This window comes from Bradyrhizobium sp. UFLA01-814 (assembly GCF_046718885.1).
GTDB lineage: Bacteria > Pseudomonadota > Alphaproteobacteria > Rhizobiales > Xanthobacteraceae > Bradyrhizobium > Bradyrhizobium elkanii.
The window spans coordinates 1-16,752 of the sequence record NZ_JAQOSR010000177.1 but is presented as its reverse complement, the minus strand read 5'-3'; the positions used below and the strand labels follow the sequence as shown (position 1 = coordinate 16,752).

Below are 16,752 nucleotides of genomic sequence, written 5' to 3'. Positions count from 1 at the left end.
AGCCTGGACGAGAACGTCACTCGGGAGAAGATGCATCCGGCCGACGAGTTCGAAGCGTTTCGGAAGCTTGCGGACGAGCGCGGGCTCGGTGTGGAGGAGATCGCGGCTCGCTTCGGTGTCACCGCGCATGTGGTGCGGCAACGCCTGCGGCTCGGCGCGGTTTCGCCCAGATTGGTGCAGCTCTATCGCGACGGCGAGCTGACGCTTGAGCAGTTGATGGCGTTTGCCATCACGGACGATCATGCCCGGCAGGAGGCCGTCTATGAGCGCCTGCCGTTCGACCCCGATGCTGCCACCATCCGCCGTCTGCTCACCGAAACCCACGTTCCTGCCACGGATCGCCGGGCGCGCTTTGTCGGGCTCGAGGCCTATACGGAGGCGGGCGGCACCGTGCTGCGCGACCTCTTTACCGAGGATCGCGGCGGCTATCTGGAAGACGTCTCGCTGCTCGATCTCTTGGTGACCGCAAGGCTCGGTCGCGAGGCGGATAACCTGCGGGCGGCCGAGGGATGGCGATGGACGGAAGCCCATCTCGACTTCCCGCATGCCCACGGTATGCGCCGGGTCTACCCCCATCCGGTCGAGCTTTCGGCGGAAGATCAGGCCGCCCTTCAGGCGGTTCAGACCGAGTTCGACCGGCTGACCGAGCAGCATCAGATGGCCGAGGAACTCCCCGACGACGTGGACGCGCGGTTCGGCGAGCTGGAGACTGAGATCGAGCGGCTGGAGGCGAAACGGCAGGCCTACGATGTCGCCGACGTTGCGCGCGGTGGCGCCTTCGTGGTCCTCAATCACGACGGCACGGTGCGGATCGAGCGGGGTTTCATCCGCCCGGACGACGAGAAGTCCGAGGCCGAAGCCGGTCCGGAAGGCGGCGCCGGGGCGCGGAATGAAGAGGACCGGGGAGGCGAGGAGGGCGCGCCGGACGGCGAGGACGACGAGGGCGCGAGCGACGAGGAAGACGAGGACCAGAAGCTGTCCGACGCTCTCGTTCGCGACCTGACCGCGCACCGCACCTTGGGGCTGCGCCTCAATTTGAGTGAGCAGCCTGATGTTGCCATCGTGGCGGTCACCCATGCGCTCGCCGCGCAAATCTTCTATCTCGGAGCGAACGCCCATGTGGTCGGCATCCAGCCGGTCAGGACCGATCTGGCTGCGCACGCGGACGGGATCGAGGACACGCCGGCCGGGAAAGCTTGGTCGGATCGCCATGGCAATTGGGCGCGGCAGATGCCCAGAGACGTCGCCGGACTGTGGGAATTCGTGGCCGAGCTCGACCACGACAGCCGCATGGCGCTGTTCGCGCATTGCGTCGCGCTCACGGTCAATGCGGTCAAATTGCCGTTCCATCGGAGGCCGCGTGCGCTGGCGGCGGGCCGCCGTTTGGCCGAGGCCGTGGCCCTCGACATGACCGCCTACTGGCACCCGACGGTGCGCAGTTATCTCGGTCGCGTCACCAAGGCGAACATCCTGGAAGCTGTCCGCGAAGGCGTCGGCGGGGAGGCGGCCGAGCGTCTGACGGACATGAAGAAGGCCGATATGGCGCAGGCCGCCGAGCAGCTGTTGGCGGCGACCGGTTGGCTGCCGTCGCTGCTGCGGATGGCCGTCCCGCAGGAGCAAACTGATCTCCAAAGCGAGGCGGAAGGCAGCGTACCCCACGCAGAAGCTGCGGAGTGAGACCAGCGCCGGGGCCGCTTAGGCGGCCCCGGCGTGATCAAAATTTTCGGCCGCGCACCTGACGGCGCGCGGCCCGCTTCGACTGGTGCAAAGCGGCGATTTTCCACGCAAGGGCTCCCTCCGATTGGGGGCGGATGACCCGTCTGATCTACGCCGATTGCTGCAGCCAGGGCGGCTGTATCGCGCCTCCTTCGACCTTCACCAGCGAGGCATAGACTAGGGCAGGGATCGTGCCTTGATTGCGACTATCGAGGATGCAGCCGGGCGAACCATTCCGGCGGTGTGACCGGTGTCCTCTGCGAACATGTGGCCCGGTTCTTCGCGTTGATCCCGATGCGCCCTCCTTGCAATTGATGGGCGGACATCGGCTTATCTTCCACCGATTCAGCCGTTGTCTAAGCTGTGACGTGGGGCGATCGCCATGAAAATCTCCGTCAGTTCTATCATGGGCTCGCGTCCAACGCAGTCACGATTGGGCTGATCAGGCCCGAGGGACGGCAAGAGTCTCGATCGCCTTCCCGCAACAGCTCACGCCTGCTTTTTTCCCCTGCCGCGAAGGGGGCGGCATTCCTCGCGGGAAGACAAAAAAGCAGGCTTTCGCCGTCCTCCGCTCGAGCTGCGGGCCCTAAAGGCTGCGGGCCGATCGCTCTCCGGGCAAGGGATCGCCATCGAGGCTGTGATGGACGCGGCCCGAGCAAAACAGACGGAGATTATCATGGCGACCATCGGCACTTTGACCGCATCGGACAACGGCTACACCGGCTCGATCAAGACGCTGACGCTCAACATCAAGGCGAAGCTTGTCGCATCCGAAAAGGACAACGACAAGGCTCCCGACTACCGGATCTTTGCGGGCGCGACCGAGTTCGGCGCCGCCTGGAAGAAGACCGTCCGCGACAGCGAGCGCGAATATCTCTCGGTCAAGCTCGACGATCCGAGCTTCCCGGCCCCGATCTACGCCTCGTTGGTCAAGGTCGAAGGTGAGGAAGGTTTCAGCTTGATCTGGTCGCGCCGTAGCGGCGATTGATCGGCCGCAGCCATCGGCCCCGCCTCCTCGGAGGCGGGGCTTTTTTGCGTTTGTTGCGCCGCTCTGGCGGGAGGCTGAAGGGCACTTCGCGATCGGAAAAGGAGGTTCGTCGTCGGTCAAAAATGCGATTGATCGGATGGAATTTGGGGAGCAGTTTGTCGAGAGTCTCCTGGAAATTCGCGTCGGATTGAGCCTCGAATTTCGATCGCCAGGCGCGATATTGAGGCAGTTTCCCAGATTGAATGACGTCTCCGTGCATGCCCTCAGAGCTCGAATTGCCGTGCGTTACTTCAGCGAAAGGGTAGTATTCAAGGTCATTCCGATCGAACACCCACAGCAGATAGAGCAAGCGACAATGGGTGAGATGAAGCGCACGAGACGACCGATTAAGAGGGCAAGATAAAAGCACTGGCGCCGAAGTGCGGCTAAGTGGTTGTCTGCACATCCAAGAGTTGGCGACACCGGTGCAGGCGATGTCGTCAAAACGGTTCTAAAGCGATGCCGGCTTTGCATAATTGTGTCAGCAATGGCTGATCGACAGGATCAGCGTGAAACGTCGGCCAGGTGGAGGTTCGACAAGCAAGAAAGATCATGAGGTTCCTCACTGTGCACCCGCTGGAAGGCGAACTAAGCAGGCGAGACTGAGCGGAGCGGTTGGCTACTCGCCCACGCCGCATGGCGTCAAGCTGATTTGATGCGGGCCAAATGATCGCGTCACATCGCAAATAATTGCGTGCTGCAGGCGACATCCCTGGCGTCGCGCCAAGGCCAGAAGGCCCCTTTGAGCTTCACCAGCTTCGACAGGCGAAGCGAACGCAAGATGGGCTCGTCATCCAGACGAATGATGAAGGTTCTTAAGGATCGGTACTTGTTCCAATAAGTGCTGCCTGTTGGCTTCCGATTTGCGCTCCCTATGCCTTCAGTGCCCCGACCAGGCTCTCAGGTGGACGGTGGCATGCGTGCGATGGCTTCCTTCACGAGGCTCACTGAATGCTCAAGGCGGTCGAGGAGGGATCTCAAGTCCGATCCTGAGGCCTCTTCAAGGCGAAGATTCTCTTCCGCAACTGTCTTGGCGACAAGCTCGTCGATCGACTCATTTTCTAGGGACCCTCCTGCGAATACCTCGATCCGACCAGCTGCAGTTAACACGATTGAAATTCTGGACTGAGGGAGGCGTGCTGCCTCCGCGACCGCTAGGGGTAACTTGATCGCGCAGATAACCTCGCCGGATCCGATCAGTCGATAACCGACACTCCAAGACGCGGATTGAAGGGGCTGCCCTTCGCTCAACTCTAGGAATGCCTCTACTGCATCGCTCTCTTCATTCATGACGCTGATCGCTATGAGGTCCCTTGCTTGGGTGACGATAGCAGTTTGGCCTGCCGATTGTAACTTAAAAGCGGTCGCCTTAAAGGCGTCGGACGGGCCCAAGTGTCTTCGTGAAACGGACGCACAAGGGACCACTGCGGGACATTCTAGCGAGGAACATGCGCCGACTTCGAGCAGCGCGTGGCCTTAGCCAGGAGGCGCTTGCGCTCGAGAGCGGCATCAATCGAACTTACCTTAGCGGTGTGGAACGTTCGGAGCGAAATGTCTCAATTGACAACGTGGCACGCATTGCCAAGGGCCTCAGTGTGGAGCCTTGGAAATTACTCAAGGACGAATGATGCGCGTACTCGCTCGGCAAACTCATTAACAATAGGCGTTATTGCCATCATATTTTAAGCTTCTCGTGGGGTCAGTTTTTGGTTGGCAGTCCAAGACGATCTGACCGTCAAAACCTACCGAAGACTTGTCGCATTAAAATGCAGCTTCTGAGGCGGCGGCGCGCTCTTCAGCCGGCTAGATCAACGCCCTCCCGAATGCCGATCAAAAAAGTTCCTGGGATGGTGGCAGGGCACCCTAGAGTATTGCGGCTCTATCCGGCTTTGCGAGCGGGGTCGGCATCGTTCTCCAGAAGCTGCATTTCCAAGCTCGGGATTTCCGGCATCGCTTTGCCCGCGATGGCCTGAAGGTCTCCGACCATGCCAACAGTCGAGTCGATGACTGCGAGGATTTGGGTTTCGCGCTTAGCCCACTGCCGACCCATAAACTTGCGCTCTTTGTCGAGGTCGTCGCGCATGTCATTGAATTTCTCGACCACGGCTTCAACACGTTGTCGGAACTTCGTCCCCGTCAGGTAATGATAGACCTGTTCCATCTTGGTCTGTTGACCTTGCTGGACAAGGCGCGAGCTGCTGACGTCGATCAATGCCTGACGGAGCGCGACCGCTACAGGCAATGCGCAGCGCGGGTGAGCCACCCAGACGCCATCAACGAGGTCGAATTGCTCAACATGTTTGGGCAGGGCGTGCGAGATAATCAAAGCGACGTCGGCACCGGAGCGGCGCTGATCGTCTCGCAGCTTGGCAAGCCACCCGTCGCTCCAGGCCTTGGTGCGCTTGGTTTCCCAAAGAATAATGCCGACAGGTTGTCCGATCGATCCGTTCACCTGCTGAATAAGGTCGGCGCCAAGTTCACCTTTGCCGACCGGTTCAATCGAGTCAGCTGGAAACCTACCGCGCAGCAATTCCTCAAGTTCAAGCTCAAGAACCTCGCCCTGTGACTGTTGCGAGCCCTGCTCAGCCTTGCGCTTCAGTTCCTCGATCGTACGGGTCATTGATTCAATGGTCTGGTCCTTCTCGGCGACACGCAGCCGCGCCGCTTCGTCGGCCTCCTGCCTGGCTTTGACCTGAATCGGATCAACCAGCGCCTGGACCCGTTTCTCAACCGTCAGGTCAAGCTCGCGCTTCTCGTCATCGAGCGCCCGCTGTTTGCGGATCAGTTCGGCCTGCGCCTGCTGTGCTTCTGCTAATTTGCCGTTGTTCGCTTCGAGCAATTGCCGAAGCTCGGCCGCCTCGTTGGTCCGGGCCTGAATTTCGGCCGCGGCGACCTCACGTGCCTTCTTCGCTTCCGCCGCAACGAGCTGGCCGCGTTCAGCCGCCAGCCGTTTGGCGACCTGGTCTTCAACTTCTTCGCGATCCTTCTGAAGCTTCTCACGCTCTTGCTGGAGCGCCTCGGTTTTCCGCGCGACTTCGGCGTCCTTACTCGCCAGCTGCTCATTAAAGCGCTGGCGGGTCTCCGCGAGAAGGGGGGCGGCGAGCGACTCCGTCAGCCGAATCTCGTGGTTGCAGTTTGGGCAATGCAGGGTGGGTTCATGGGCGGCTTTGGCCGCCGTCGCGCTAAATGTCATGAACCCTCCCTGTTGACCGATCTAGGCCGGAATAAACGTGATCCGGCCGGCTTCGCCACGCTTCCGATGTGGCTTTACCGTTATTTCAACGTCCTGGTCGAACGCCGTAAGCATGCGCAGCAGCTTTTCCACTGAAACCAGCTTGAAATGCCCACGGAGCAACTTGGACAAGTCAGGCTGCTTCATATCCACCAGCTTGGCGGCTTCGATCTGGGTCATTTCCCGGTCCGCCACGAGCCGCTTTAATTGGACAACCAGGGCGGCCTTCAGTTGATGTTCCTCGGCATTTGGCAGGCCGAGATCAGCAAAAATGTTGCCAGAGCCCATGTCATGGGCGGGCAGCTTTTTCTTAGCGCTCATTATCGGTCTCCCTTTGTTGCCTTGTGGATAGCCTCGGCATCGCGCAAGCGCTGCCTGATCAGGTCTATATGCCGTTGCGGTGCGGCGATTCCGCTGGTGGACTTCTTCTGAAACGCATGAAGGACGTACAGGACCCCTTCCAGACGCGTTGCGTAGACGGTCCTGTAGGTATCGCCAGCGAAGTTGTCGCGAATCTCTAAAACCCCGCTGAAGCCTTTCAAGGGCTTCGCGTTGCGCAGACGTTCGCCGAGTTGCGCTTCAAAAAGGGACTGGCCGATCTCGCTTCGGACGGCTGCAGGAAACGCCCGCAGGTCTTTCTTGCTCGAACCCACGAAAACTGTGGGCTTGATCGCGCGCAGAAGGTCATTCTGCAGGCATATAGAAATATACCTATAAAAACGTGTCAACGACTTTGGTTGTAGAAGGGGGTGCCTTGACAAGCTAAGCCGTGCGACTTCCTTTGATGCAATCAATGATTTCGAAGCCCGCTTTATACAATTGATTGTTTGGATCACGTATGGCTGACGACAAGACCTTATTCGAATGGTGCGCCGCACGCCCCAAGTGGCAACAGGAGGCTGTGCGGCTTCTCGCCTCAAAAACGAAACTTGATGAGAGCGAGCTTGGGCAATTGGAGGCGGCCATCAGGGCCGACGCAGGCCTTCCCGGCGGAAAATTAACGACCTGGCCTGCTCTGACCAAAACCCACCTCAAGGCCGGCAACAAATTCGCCCCGGTTACGGTGCTGGGATCGATCGGCCCGTTGCGCAACATCGATCGTCTCGCAGCGAAGCAGCCCCCGCTCATATTCGCTATCGATGGGGTGACGCTGATTTACGGGCCGAATGGATCGGGCAAGAGCGGGTATTGCCGCATTGCCAAGAAAATCTGCCATTGCCTCCATGACGTTACCTTGCGGGGTAACGTGTTCGAGCCGGAATCGTCCGATCCGCGCGAGATCACGCTGTCATTTCGTGTCGACGGCGACAAGACAAAGAGTGTTGTCTGGAATGACAAAACCGACCCGCCGCCAGAGCTGGGGCGCATTTCGGTCTTCGACAGCGACGTCGCCGGCTTATATGTCGATGCCGAGCGAAACATCGAGTTTCTGCCCTTCGAGCTTGCGTTGCTGACCAACCTGGCCGACACCCTGCGCATCCTCGATGGCCGGTTCAAGACCGAGGAAGCGCAGTTGATCAAGGCGCACAAGACGCCCCTGCCACTTGGCTATGAGAAGAAGACCAAAGTATCGACGATGCTCGCCAATCTCAAAGCAGACGAGGATCTGCCAGCTGAAGCCGCGATGCGGTCACTGGCGGCATGGACTGAGAAGGACGACGCCGAGCTGCAAGCAATTAAGCTGGAGCTGAGCCAGGATCCCGCGCAGCTGTCCAAGGTGAAGCAGGCGACCAAGGCCACGGTCGAAACACTCGTCGCGGAGGCAAACGCGATATTCGATACCATCGGCAATGCCGGCGTAACGAAGTTGAAGGAAGCGCAAGCGAAGGCCGCGACAACGCGGGACGCTGCGAAGGCAGCTGCCACGGCGCTTTCGGAGGGTTCCGCGGTGCCTCAGCTGGGCAATGAAGCGTGGCGTCAGCTGTTGAGATACGCTCGTGACTTTGCTGCTGAAGCCTATCCTGCCCTTGCTAAACCTCAACTGGTCACGGCCGACACCTGTGTGCTTTGCCATCAACCACTGAACGATGATGCACGTCTTCGGCTGGCAGCCTTTGACGAGTACGTAGAGGGCAAGGCCAGCGCCGACGCTGAGCAGGCAAAGAAGAGCTTCGCGGACATCGCCCGCGCGGTGCTCGAGGTCAAGTTCATTGACGGAACGGAGATCAAGAACCGGCTGGTCAATTTCGTCGAAGGGTCGGCTCGCCGCCAAGGGCAGGCAGATCGATTGGAGCAGTTCTATACCGCTGCCCGGGAGCGTCATGACCTGCTTGCAAAGGCCATCAAGGCTATCGACTATTCGGGACTGGAGGGGCTCGCTGATCTTGATCGCTCGGTTGTCGATGAGCTGGTCGCGGAAAGCGCGATGCTCGCCAAGGAAATTGACGGTCTGAAGCCGGCTGCCGGCGAAGCCGCCAAACGCGCCGAGCGTCAGCAAAAGCATGATGACCTTGAGGCGAGGAAGAAGCTATCGACCGATATCGATACGTTTGTGGCGCGGCGCAATTCGCTGGAGATTCTGGTTAAGACCAAGGCTTGCGTTACAGCTTGCGCGGTTGGCGCCATCACGACTCATATTACCAAGTTGAGAAGGAAGGTTCTGACGGATTCCCTTCAATCGAGCCTGCAGGATGAAATCGTTGCTCTCGATCTTCAGCATTTGCCGCTCAAGCTTGCTGACCGTGGCGAGGTCGGTAAGAGCAAGGTTCAAATCGGCCTCGAAGCGCAGCAGAAGATCGGAAAGAACAGCGACATCCTGAGCGAGGGCGAAAGAAGAGCGCTTGCCCTGGCTGGATTCCTGGCAGAATTGAAGGAGGTTGGGGCAAAGCACGGCATCGTGGTCGACGATCCGGTTTCGTCGCTTGACCATGCACGTATCGAGGCAGTGGCGAAGCGCTTGGTGAAAGAGGCAACTGCGGGGCGGCAGGTCATCATTTTCACGCACAATCTATTCTTTCACTATGCCGTGGAGGAGCTCGCGCAAGAATTGAAGGTGCCTCTTAGGAAAGAATGGATTGCCAAGCACGGCGATGGGCGCTTCGGCATCATTGATGACAATCAACGCCCCTGGATTTCGATGGGTGTTACGAAACGCTTGGCGGTGATCACTGAGCTTTTGCAGAAGAAAAAGACGACCTACTCAGAAACGGATGAAACCCAGCGGTCGTTCGTCATCGACATCTATACGAAGATGCGTGAAACCTGGGAGCATTCGATCGAGGAAATTCTTTTTGCGGGCGTCGTTGGCCGATTCAGGCCGGGCGTTTCAACCATGAAGTTAAGGGCGGCGCGGATCGAGAAGGCCGACTACGAAGCCATTTACGCGGGAATGACCCGCTGCTCGAAATTCTCTGGGCATGATCAGTCCATCGAGGTGCCGGCCGATCTACCGAAGTGGGATACGATCAAGGCGGACCTCGATACGCTTTCCGCTTTCATTAGCGCGGCGGACAAACGACGGAAGGCGCTTGAAGAGGAAGGCAAAGTATTTGAGAAGGGGCCGGTGGCCGCCGCTGTACTTGATTAGCGAGGTGCTGATCCCACGAAATGATCGGTGTTGTGGCTATTTTTTGCAGCGAGTTTGACGAGCCATTCTAGGAGCTCATTTCCGTTCATCAGCTCCAGTCGAGTTCGCAGAAATGGCTTGATAAACGGGTCGGTCTTGATTTCTAGCCTCAGTTCTTACAAGCAAACTCTAGGTCATCCAGATCGCGAAAATCGTCTTTTGGATTGTCCTTGGAGTTCACGAATTTCATGTTCACGCGAGGCGGAACGGCAAAGTCGACGTCGAGAAAGGCCGTGCCCAATTTCATTGTGGTCTGAATCCGCTTAGCGGTTACTGCGCTGGAGATCAGAGCGGAAACTAAGACGCCGCTGCTCGGTGCCTTCGCAGCGATGGCGGTCACCTTTTGCGTGTCGGCATTGCCGCTAGACTTCAGTCGTAGTCGCGCCTTCGGTGGGAGACCCCAAGTGACTTTGAAGGTGGTGACCTCATAGCCCATCTGTTCTAAGAGAGGCAGAGCGTCCCCGACTTGCTGAGTGAACGAATTGAACTCCGCCACTAGCTTGCCTGATGGATCGGACAAGTCAGGAAGCGATAGGTCCGGCATTGACGGCAGAGAGACGGTTGGCATTGAGGGAATCATGCCTCGGGCCGACTTGGTAATACTGTCTAGCCTGCTGGGAGCGCTATCCTGCGCCCAGACGGGCTTAACGACGAAATTGATCAAAGCAAAGATTGTGAAAACAACTCGCATCGGAAATACCCCTAGACTCTTGATTGATAGGATATCAACCTGAGAATGCGCGCAATAGGTCGTGCGCCTAAGGTCTAGATTGCTAAGACGCATCGTCTTTAAAGCAGGCGTACTTATTCTTTGGAAGCAACCATGCTTGATGGGATCACAGGAGGCATTAGGAAGTGGCTGATAGCCCGCTTCGCGTCGGCCATAAGACATTCAACGCGATCAGAGGACCGCGCGATCGCCATTCGATGGCTAAGCGATTCGCGTGCTGTCATCGCGAGCGATTTGAGTCCAACAGACAAATTCAAAAAGCTGAATTCGCTTGTCAATTCGCGGACAGCAATTACCGCGATTGCAAAAAGCGTTTCGGAAGCGGTTTCGAACTATCGCAGCTCAGACCTTCCGCTGCCGATGAAGATTGCGCTGCCCGCGACGTTAGCTGCGGTCCCGTTGGTTGGAGGGCATGCAGCCGGTATTGCAGCGTTCGGCGGCGCGTTTGGTGTGCCTGTTCTGTTGCTCGTGTTCCTTGGCACAGCGGGCATCACTTCAATCATCGAAACGATCGTGACCAACCCCGAGGCGCGCCCACACATCGCTGAGATAATCGATGCCATAGCGCAGGACGAACGCCTGCGCCGGGCTAGTGCAGAAATGAGGGCTGCAATGAAAGAGCAGCCGATGGATCCCACACGCTTTGCGGTGCCGCCCGAGGAATTAGCGCTTCGGGCCTACCTGCTAAACATGGACCCGTTTCAATTCGAGCGGCACACGATGAGCTTTTTCGACGCCGCAGGCTTCGAGTCCTGGGCGACACGGAAATCGAATGATTACGGTGTCGACGGCTTTGCCATCCACCCGGAGGGCTTGATCGTTGTGCAGTGTAAGCGCAATGCACCGGAGAATAGGGTGGGGCGCCCGACCATCCAGCAATTCAAGGGCGTGATTGAAGAGCACGGCGCTTTTCGCGGATACGTCGTCTCCACTTCCGGGTTTACCGACGAGGCGATAGAATCGGCCGGGCTTTCCGAGAAAGTCGCGTTGGTGGATATGGACGTGCTCGTGGGGTGGCATGCGAGCGCACCAACGTTTTAGGACGGAGGGGGAAAATCGTGCACTGGCTGTTGCTGATTGTCGCGTTCGTGCTGTTGGTTGCGATAACGAAGAGCTTTCGGCAGCAAACCGGGGTTGATTTGCCAAGCCGGGGCGCTCCGAGGGGCATCCGTCGCTGAGCGCGAAAGGCGGGCAAGGACGAGTGGCAGGCAGTTTCCGATAACATCGCCCGTAAGCTGAAGAGGCAGCGGAAACCGCCTTCAGGCCCTTTTGGCTGATCCCAACCCTCGGGCTACGCGGTAAGTCTCTGAAAACACTGGCTCAACGGCGTGGGGGACCGTCCGTAGCGCACGCTGATCTACGCTTTTGTACGATTTCGCGAGATGGTACTCCGAGTGCAGGTTCCCGGGAGGAAGGCATTACGGAAGGCCCCGCGGACACGACCTTCGACGATTGTACATCCCTACTGTCACACGCTATTTCTGGACGAAAGAAGCGGCGGGGATAGACGGAGATATGGGGCGGCGGAAGGGCTGGTCTACGGCAGGAATGGGCTTGCTGCTCGTGCTGGGCGCGATCTACGCGGTCCTCAGCGCGGCCTATCGGTTCGTCGTTGAAAATCTGACCGCGGTCGTGGTCGTCTGCACGGTCTCCGGTCTCGTGCTGCTGCTCGGCTACCTTTCCTCAAAAGCCAAAAAGCGAGGCGAGATCGCGCCGAGCCGGTCGGGCGTGCAGCCCACTCCGCCGCCGCTGGTCGGGCCACGGACAGTGGCCCCGGAGCGGATCGCGCCGGCCTATCGCAGGGGGCGGGCTGCAGCGCCGGCGAGGTGGGTGCCGCCAGGGGAGTCGGTCACGGTCCAGGGCGTCACGATCGCGGCCGGTCGCTTCTATCTCGGTGAGGCTCTCTTCTCGGAAGGCCAGGAGATCGATGGTTATGTCATCAATCCCAAGCTTTCCGCGCAAACGTCGCGGCCGGACGTTGCTGGGGATTCGATGCCGTACTGGCCGTCCTACGCGGACGTGACGCCAGCGGCCCGTCGTGCGTTCCTTGACTGGATGTCGACCGGTCGGCGAGACGATTCCTACGGTATTGGGCACGTCTTCGTGTTCTTCTACGGGCTGGAGCACAGGCTCTTCGTCGATCGGGATGTCGCGAGTGCGCCGGATTGCATTTCCGAAGTCGAGAGGCTCCTCGCGAGGCGCGTCGACAACGAGTCCTTCCAGGGTTACGGGAGGCGGTTCGTTGACATGGCAAGGTGCGCGGCCGGCATGCCGCTTGCTGTTCCGCAGCCGTCGGCGGAGCGGTCGCACTCTCCTGAAATAGACATTCCGGTGCGCATGCATCTTGGGCGGCGTCTTGCGCAGTCGTCGACGATCCTGTCCGAGGACGCACTGCTCTGGGTTCTCGCATTGCCGGACGTGTATCTGCGTACCGCTGCCGTCCGCTGCTTCGACGAATTCGTGGCCCTTTGGCATCTGCGTTTCCGGAGCGCGTTCCCGGAAGGATTGGACGTATCCACATCCGGCAACATCGATCTCAGGTACGAAGCCGCCAGCGGAGCCTTCAGGGTGGCCGTGGACGGCCCCCATCAGGCCTATCCTGACGTCGCGAAGGCGACGACATCTCCCGAACCGCTGAGGCACCTCGTGCAGGAATGTACCGACGAACTCGATGGGTTCAGCCGACTTCTGGGTCGCCAGCCCGAGGCGCGCAACTCGGTGCAGGCCTCGCTTCTGTTGCCGCAGGACCTGTTGTCGGAAATCGGGTTCGACGCGTTGCGTGCGTTCGAGGGACGCCTGTCGGAGGTCATGGGCGGCCAGAGCCGGGCGAGCACGAAGATGGGCACCGTGCTGCGGGCGGCGGACTTCGACCTTCCGGAGAATGGCAAGGTATCGTCCGGGCTCGCGGACCAGCTTGGGCAGGTGCTCGATCGGCTCGATATCGCGATCGAGCCGGATCGGCGCTTCGGCGGCACGGTCCCGCAGCCAGAGGATCAGATATTCCTGTTCAAGGCACCCGGCGGCGGGCCGGTCGACCCGGAGCGTCAGGCCTATCGGGCGATGAAGGCCCAGGTCGAGGTCGCCGTGCTCGCGGCAGCGGCGGATGGCGATTCCTCGAACGAGGAGATGTCGCGGGTTATCGCTGGGATCAGGGACGGGAAGGACCTCAGCGCGGTCGAGCGCGCACGTCTGATCTCGTTCGCCGTCACGATCTTCAACAATCCGCCCAAGCTATCGAGAGTCATGAAGCGCCTGGCGGAGCGCAGCGATGCCGAACGGGAAGCCATCGCCGACGCGGCTGTCGCAGTCGTCGGCGGCGATCGAACCCAACGCATCATCGTCATTCTGAACTTCCACCCGCTCAAGACGGGGCGGGGCCAGATGTGATTGAAAAGATCATCATCGAAATGGGCGGCTGCGATTTTGTGATCTTCGACAACGTCATGTTGTGGATCGCGGGCCGATGTTGCTGGCCGCAACCGACTGGCTGCCTGCCTTGCTGAGAACGGCAAAGCCGCAAGATGAAGCCGAGGCATCAAGCGATGCGCCGGGCGGGAGCCCCTTCTCGCAAGCCGCAGAATGAGACTTGAGCCGGAGCCGCTTGAAAGCGGCCCCGGCGCACTACGGAAAATTTCGGCCGCGCGTCTGACCGGCGCGTTGCCGTTGTCGATGGATGCAAAGCTGCGACTGGTTCGAGAAGCCTCAACTAGGCGCTGCGCCTGACTTCGGGGGCTATCACACTTTCCAGCTCTTTCACCGCTTCTTGTTCGGTCATGCCGCTAACAAGAGCCACTTCTTCGGACAAGCGATCAACGGCCGTCGTGTAGAGCTGCCGTTCGGCGTAGCTCTGGTCCGGGTTGGCAGCGCGCCTGTGGAGGTCGCGTATCACTTCGGCAATTGCAGCAATATCACCCGAATTGATCTTGCTTTCGTACTCTTGAGCAATCCGGGTCCAATTGCCCCGCGCCTTATGAGGTGGTTGACCCAGGATTCGTCGTGCGTGCTGGATGGTGCCCGGGTCGGACAACCGACGCATTCCGGTCTTGGCCGCTCGGCTCGTTGGAACGCGTAGCGTCATCTTGCTCTTCCTGAAATAGACGACGAAGAACTCGAGGCAGGCGCCGGCTACAGTCTGCTCTTCGATCGCAACGATTTGACCGACACCGTGCGCAGGGTAGACGATCAGGTCAGTCGCCTTGAATCCAAAGCGCGTATTGTTGCTCTGGCTCCCATCCGCTTGATCGGCAGGGGGCGCAGCTGATTGCGTGTGGCCTGAATGATAAGCGCCAAGCTGACGGTAAAAATTCATTTCGCGACATGCTCCATGACATCTGAAATTGGTTTCTTGCCAATTCGAGCTCTGATCAATGAACGCATTAGAAATAAACTGCGGGGCTCAGAAAAAATGCCGCCCCATCTATCCCTCACCAATAAGCTGCGAGCGCGAGCGCCGCCACGATAATGACGCCAGCTATATCCATTCGGTTCGATGGCGTGACTTCTTGGCAGCGAGTTCGCAGCCTACAAATCCAGCAGTTGCCATGCCAGCAGGCAAGTGACTGGTAAACGTGGTGTGCGAAGAAGAGACCTAGGGAACTTTCACGGGGTGATTGGTCGGGCAACATGTTCACGGCAGAATTCATTTCTGCTTACCGTTCTCTTTGTAGAATGTCTCCGATCAGGGGCCCTGATCAGCGAAGAACGTTTTGATCGCTTTTGTCGCAGATCCAAAGCTACCCCGTGAATCGGGAGTTTCTCTCAGTAGATCACAAAAAACTGTCGTCGAAGTCGCGGCAATTCTCAGATCGGGGACCGCAAGATGAGATAGCGGCTCGAGACGGGACTATCCGGTCTGTACTACTACGCAGCAGCCTTCGAGATCCGATCGCTGCCAGACATCTGCAACTCGACCCTTAACAACGGCGCGACGAATGATCGTCATGCCATCGTCCTTTGCCCGGCAGGGTCACCACATCATCGGTATGCTGAGTGATCGCAATACAGCGCCGCGACACGAAATCAATTCGAACCGGGCATCTTTTGCCCGCTCTCGAAGAACAAGCCCGACAACTGTTCAACCATCGGTGCCCTCCGTTTCGAGTCCAGCCCGTTCCGTACGCACAATAGAGCTTTGATGGTCGGAAGAGCCGGCAGATAATATTCCTTAGCTCTGATGACGGAGGATGGGATCATGCTTTCGGGCACAGCGGTCAAGCCGATGCCCGCCTCTGCAGCTGCAAGATTGGCATGATAGTCAAGGCTCTTGAATGCAATCTTGAACGATACCCCGTGCTTGATCAGGGCTCGTATCATCCAGTCGTCTCCTGGCCAAACGAGTATAGGTAACGGCGCGCCCGCGCTCATGACAAAGTTCCTCGCTCGTATCCACACCAGGGGCTCGTTGAATTCCTTTACTGCCAGCTGGTCTATGTCTTCTTCGATCGCCGGGTATTTATAAAAGCAGGCGACATCGATGTAGCCAGCCGAAACACCCTTTGCAATCTGGATGGAGTGATCAGCCTGAATAAACGTGTCACCCGGAAATGCCGTTGAACGACTTTGAAGAAACTTTTGCACAAACACCGTGCTTAGACCCAACCTCAAGGGCATCACGGTCTCGGCGGAACCGCTGAGGCGCAACAATTGGTCATTGGCCTCCAATATCCTGCGCGCCTGTTGTAGGGCCAACTTACCGAAGTCCGTTACCGTCGTTCCGTTTGCGGTCTTCATAAACAGCTCACCGCCTAGCAAGCTCTGGAGCCGCTTTACTTGGGAGCTTACAGCTGGCTGGCTTAGTCCCAGACGTTCGCTTGCTTTGGAAAGACTTCCGGTTTCTGCGATCGCGATGACAGTTCGAACGAGTTCGATGGGCACGTTTTGGTGCCTTCGCCACATCATGCCCACTCCATGACGATCAACCCAAGCGATCCTTTCTCGATCCCTTTGAAATCATCTCGGAGTAGATCACAATGGGCAACGACAACGAATGCGACTAAACTCCTAGTCAATCCCAGCGAGCTGAGTCTGGATCGGCTTTATGGGCGAACGGAATCGGCCAATAGGGCGTCGACTTATGAAGAAGCTCTTTTCGACGACGGATGTTGATCCTCGGCACCGCTTTGACTATTGGCATAGCGTCGCTTGTGACAATCTTGTCGGCCATTCTTCAACGCCTGAATGCCGACAGACGTTCAACGCCGAACTTCAATCCGGCATGCTGGCTGGCACCGGACTTGTGCTGTTCGAGAATTCGGCGATGGACGTGGCCCGTACGGCAAAGCACGTGGCGCAGGCTCAAAGTGACGACTTGTTTATCTGCCATCAAACCGCCGGTTTGCTCACGCTCGAACAGGACGGCCGCCAACTCATTCTTGGTGTGGGCGACGTAACCCTCCTTGATCCAAACTTGCCATATGCCGCAAGATTCTCGGCGGCTTCAAAGTTGCTTGTTGTCAAAGTCGCGCGGGGCGCGCTCGAAGCCC

14 protein-coding genes are annotated in these 16,752 nt (G+C 58.7%); 7 read left to right on the top strand and 7 right to left on the bottom strand.

Translation table 11 applies throughout. The annotated features are described in order from the left end of the window. Both PMN64_RS35815 and PMN64_RS35810 read left to right on the top strand, forming a co-directional pair. Positions 1 to 1,677, top strand: a 1,677-nt coding sequence (locus PMN64_RS35815) for a chromosome partitioning protein ParB (protein ID WP_411784120.1), incomplete at its 5' end; no start/stop codon positions are given. A gap of 715 nt (positions 1,678 to 2,392) precedes the next feature. Further along, the gene (locus PMN64_RS35810) at positions 2,393 to 2,704 is read left to right on the top strand and encodes a DUF736 domain-containing protein (RefSeq protein ID WP_411784118.1); all 312 of its coding nucleotides are present in this window, start codon (positions 2,393 to 2,395) and stop codon (positions 2,702 to 2,704) included. A 939-nt stretch (positions 2,705 to 3,643) separates the two neighbouring features. Here PMN64_RS35810 and PMN64_RS35805 read toward each other — a convergent pair. Continuing rightward, positions 3,644 to 4,033 carry a hypothetical protein gene (locus PMN64_RS35805; RefSeq protein ID WP_411784117.1) on the bottom strand — a complete coding sequence of 130 codons (390 nt, stop codon included), beginning with the start codon at positions 4,031 to 4,033 and terminating at the stop codon, positions 3,644 to 3,646. Positions 4,034 to 4,191: 158 nt separating this feature from the next. On the opposite strand from PMN64_RS35805, the gene PMN64_RS35800 reads away from it, so the two are divergent. Next, the gene (locus tag PMN64_RS35800) at positions 4,192 to 4,371 is read left to right on the top strand and encodes a helix-turn-helix domain-containing protein (RefSeq protein ID WP_411784116.1); all 180 of its coding nucleotides are present in this window, start codon (positions 4,192 to 4,194) and stop codon (positions 4,369 to 4,371) included. Between the two features lie 251 nt (positions 4,372 to 4,622). Here PMN64_RS35800 and PMN64_RS35795 read toward each other — a convergent pair whose 3' ends face one another. Genes PMN64_RS35795 through PMN64_RS35785 form a run of 3 tightly spaced genes read right to left on the bottom strand, consistent with a single transcriptional unit; the run spans position 4,623 to position 6,628 of the window. Continuing rightward, entirely contained in the window at positions 4,623 to 5,936 is a 1,314-nt protein-coding gene (locus tag PMN64_RS35795) for a DUF2130 domain-containing protein (RefSeq protein WP_411784115.1), read from the bottom strand. A 21-nt stretch (positions 5,937 to 5,957) separates the two neighbouring features. Then, a complete protein-coding gene (locus PMN64_RS35790; RefSeq protein ID WP_411784114.1) occupies positions 5,958 to 6,296 on the bottom strand; it encodes a helix-turn-helix domain-containing protein in 339 nt (112 codons plus the stop codon). Next, positions 6,296 to 6,628: a type II toxin-antitoxin system RelE/ParE family toxin gene (locus PMN64_RS35785; RefSeq protein ID WP_411784113.1), complete on the bottom strand. Its 333-nt coding sequence runs from the start codon at positions 6,626 to 6,628 to the stop codon at positions 6,296 to 6,298. The genes PMN64_RS35790 and PMN64_RS35785 overlap by 1 nt, the downstream gene beginning before the upstream one ends. 185 nt (positions 6,629 to 6,813) lie before the next feature. Between PMN64_RS35785 and PMN64_RS35780 the strand changes: the two genes are divergently transcribed. Then, a complete protein-coding gene (locus PMN64_RS35780; RefSeq protein WP_411784112.1) occupies positions 6,814 to 9,501 on the top strand; it encodes an AAA family ATPase in 2,688 nt (895 codons plus the stop codon). 148 nt (positions 9,502 to 9,649) lie between these two features. Here PMN64_RS35780 and PMN64_RS35775 read toward each other — a convergent pair whose 3' ends face one another. Further along, on the bottom strand, positions 9,650 to 10,231 hold the full coding sequence (locus tag PMN64_RS35775) for a hypothetical protein (RefSeq protein ID WP_411784111.1): 582 nt from the start codon (positions 10,229 to 10,231) through the stop codon (positions 9,650 to 9,652). Between the two features lie 132 nt (positions 10,232 to 10,363). Here PMN64_RS35775 and PMN64_RS35770 point away from each other — a divergent pair, with 132 nt between their 5' ends. After that, complete coding sequence (locus tag PMN64_RS35770; protein ID WP_411784110.1) at positions 10,364 to 11,311, top strand: restriction endonuclease; 948 nt, start codon at positions 10,364 to 10,366, stop codon at positions 11,309 to 11,311. A gap of 522 nt (positions 11,312 to 11,833) precedes the next feature. Beyond that, complete coding sequence (locus tag PMN64_RS35765; protein WP_411784121.1) at positions 11,834 to 13,657, top strand: TerB N-terminal domain-containing protein; 1,824 nt, start codon at positions 11,834 to 11,836, stop codon at positions 13,655 to 13,657. Between the two features lie 319 nt (positions 13,658 to 13,976). Here PMN64_RS35765 and PMN64_RS35760 read toward each other — a convergent pair whose 3' ends face one another. Continuing rightward, positions 13,977 to 14,579 carry a CarD family transcriptional regulator gene (locus PMN64_RS35760; protein ID WP_411784109.1) on the bottom strand — a complete coding sequence of 201 codons (603 nt, stop codon included), beginning with the start codon at positions 14,577 to 14,579 and terminating at the stop codon, positions 13,977 to 13,979. A gap of 710 nt (positions 14,580 to 15,289) precedes the next feature. Further along, on the bottom strand, positions 15,290 to 16,144 hold the full coding sequence (locus PMN64_RS35755; protein WP_411784108.1) for a LysR family transcriptional regulator: 855 nt from the start codon (positions 16,142 to 16,144) through the stop codon (positions 15,290 to 15,292). Between the two features lie 199 nt (positions 16,145 to 16,343). On the opposite strand from PMN64_RS35755, the gene PMN64_RS35750 reads away from it, so the two are divergent. Next, positions 16,344 to 16,752, top strand: a 409-nt coding sequence (locus PMN64_RS35750) for a cupin domain-containing protein (RefSeq protein ID WP_411784107.1), incomplete at its 3' end; no start/stop codon positions are given.

Excerpts from the sequence above, each read along its gene's own strand:
- PMN64_RS35790 (WP_411784114.1), bottom strand. The coding sequence starts at position 6,296 with ATGAGCGCTAAGAAAAAGCTGCCCGCCCATGACATGGGCTCTGGCAAC.
- PMN64_RS35805 (WP_411784117.1), bottom strand. The coding sequence starts at position 4,033 with ATGAATGAAGAGAGCGATGCAGTAGAGGCATTCCTAGAGTTGAGCGAA.
- PMN64_RS35800 (WP_411784116.1), top strand. The coding sequence starts at position 4,192 with ATGCGCCGACTTCGAGCAGCGCGTGGCCTTAGCCAGGAGGCGCTTGCG.
- PMN64_RS35780 (WP_411784112.1), top strand. The coding sequence starts at position 6,814 with ATGGCTGACGACAAGACCTTATTCGAATGGTGCGCCGCACGCCCCAAG.
- PMN64_RS35810 (WP_411784118.1), top strand. The coding sequence starts at position 2,393 with ATGGCGACCATCGGCACTTTGACCGCATCGGACAACGGCTACACCGGC.
- PMN64_RS35775 (WP_411784111.1), bottom strand. The coding sequence starts at position 10,231 with ATGCGAGTTGTTTTCACAATCTTTGCTTTGATCAATTTCGTCGTTAAG.
- PMN64_RS35760 (WP_411784109.1), bottom strand. The coding sequence starts at position 14,579 with ATGAATTTTTACCGTCAGCTTGGCGCTTATCATTCAGGCCACACGCAA.
- PMN64_RS35770 (WP_411784110.1), top strand. The coding sequence starts at position 10,364 with ATGCTTGATGGGATCACAGGAGGCATTAGGAAGTGGCTGATAGCCCGC.
- PMN64_RS35795 (WP_411784115.1), bottom strand. The coding sequence starts at position 5,936 with ATGACATTTAGCGCGACGGCGGCCAAAGCCGCCCATGAACCCACCCTG.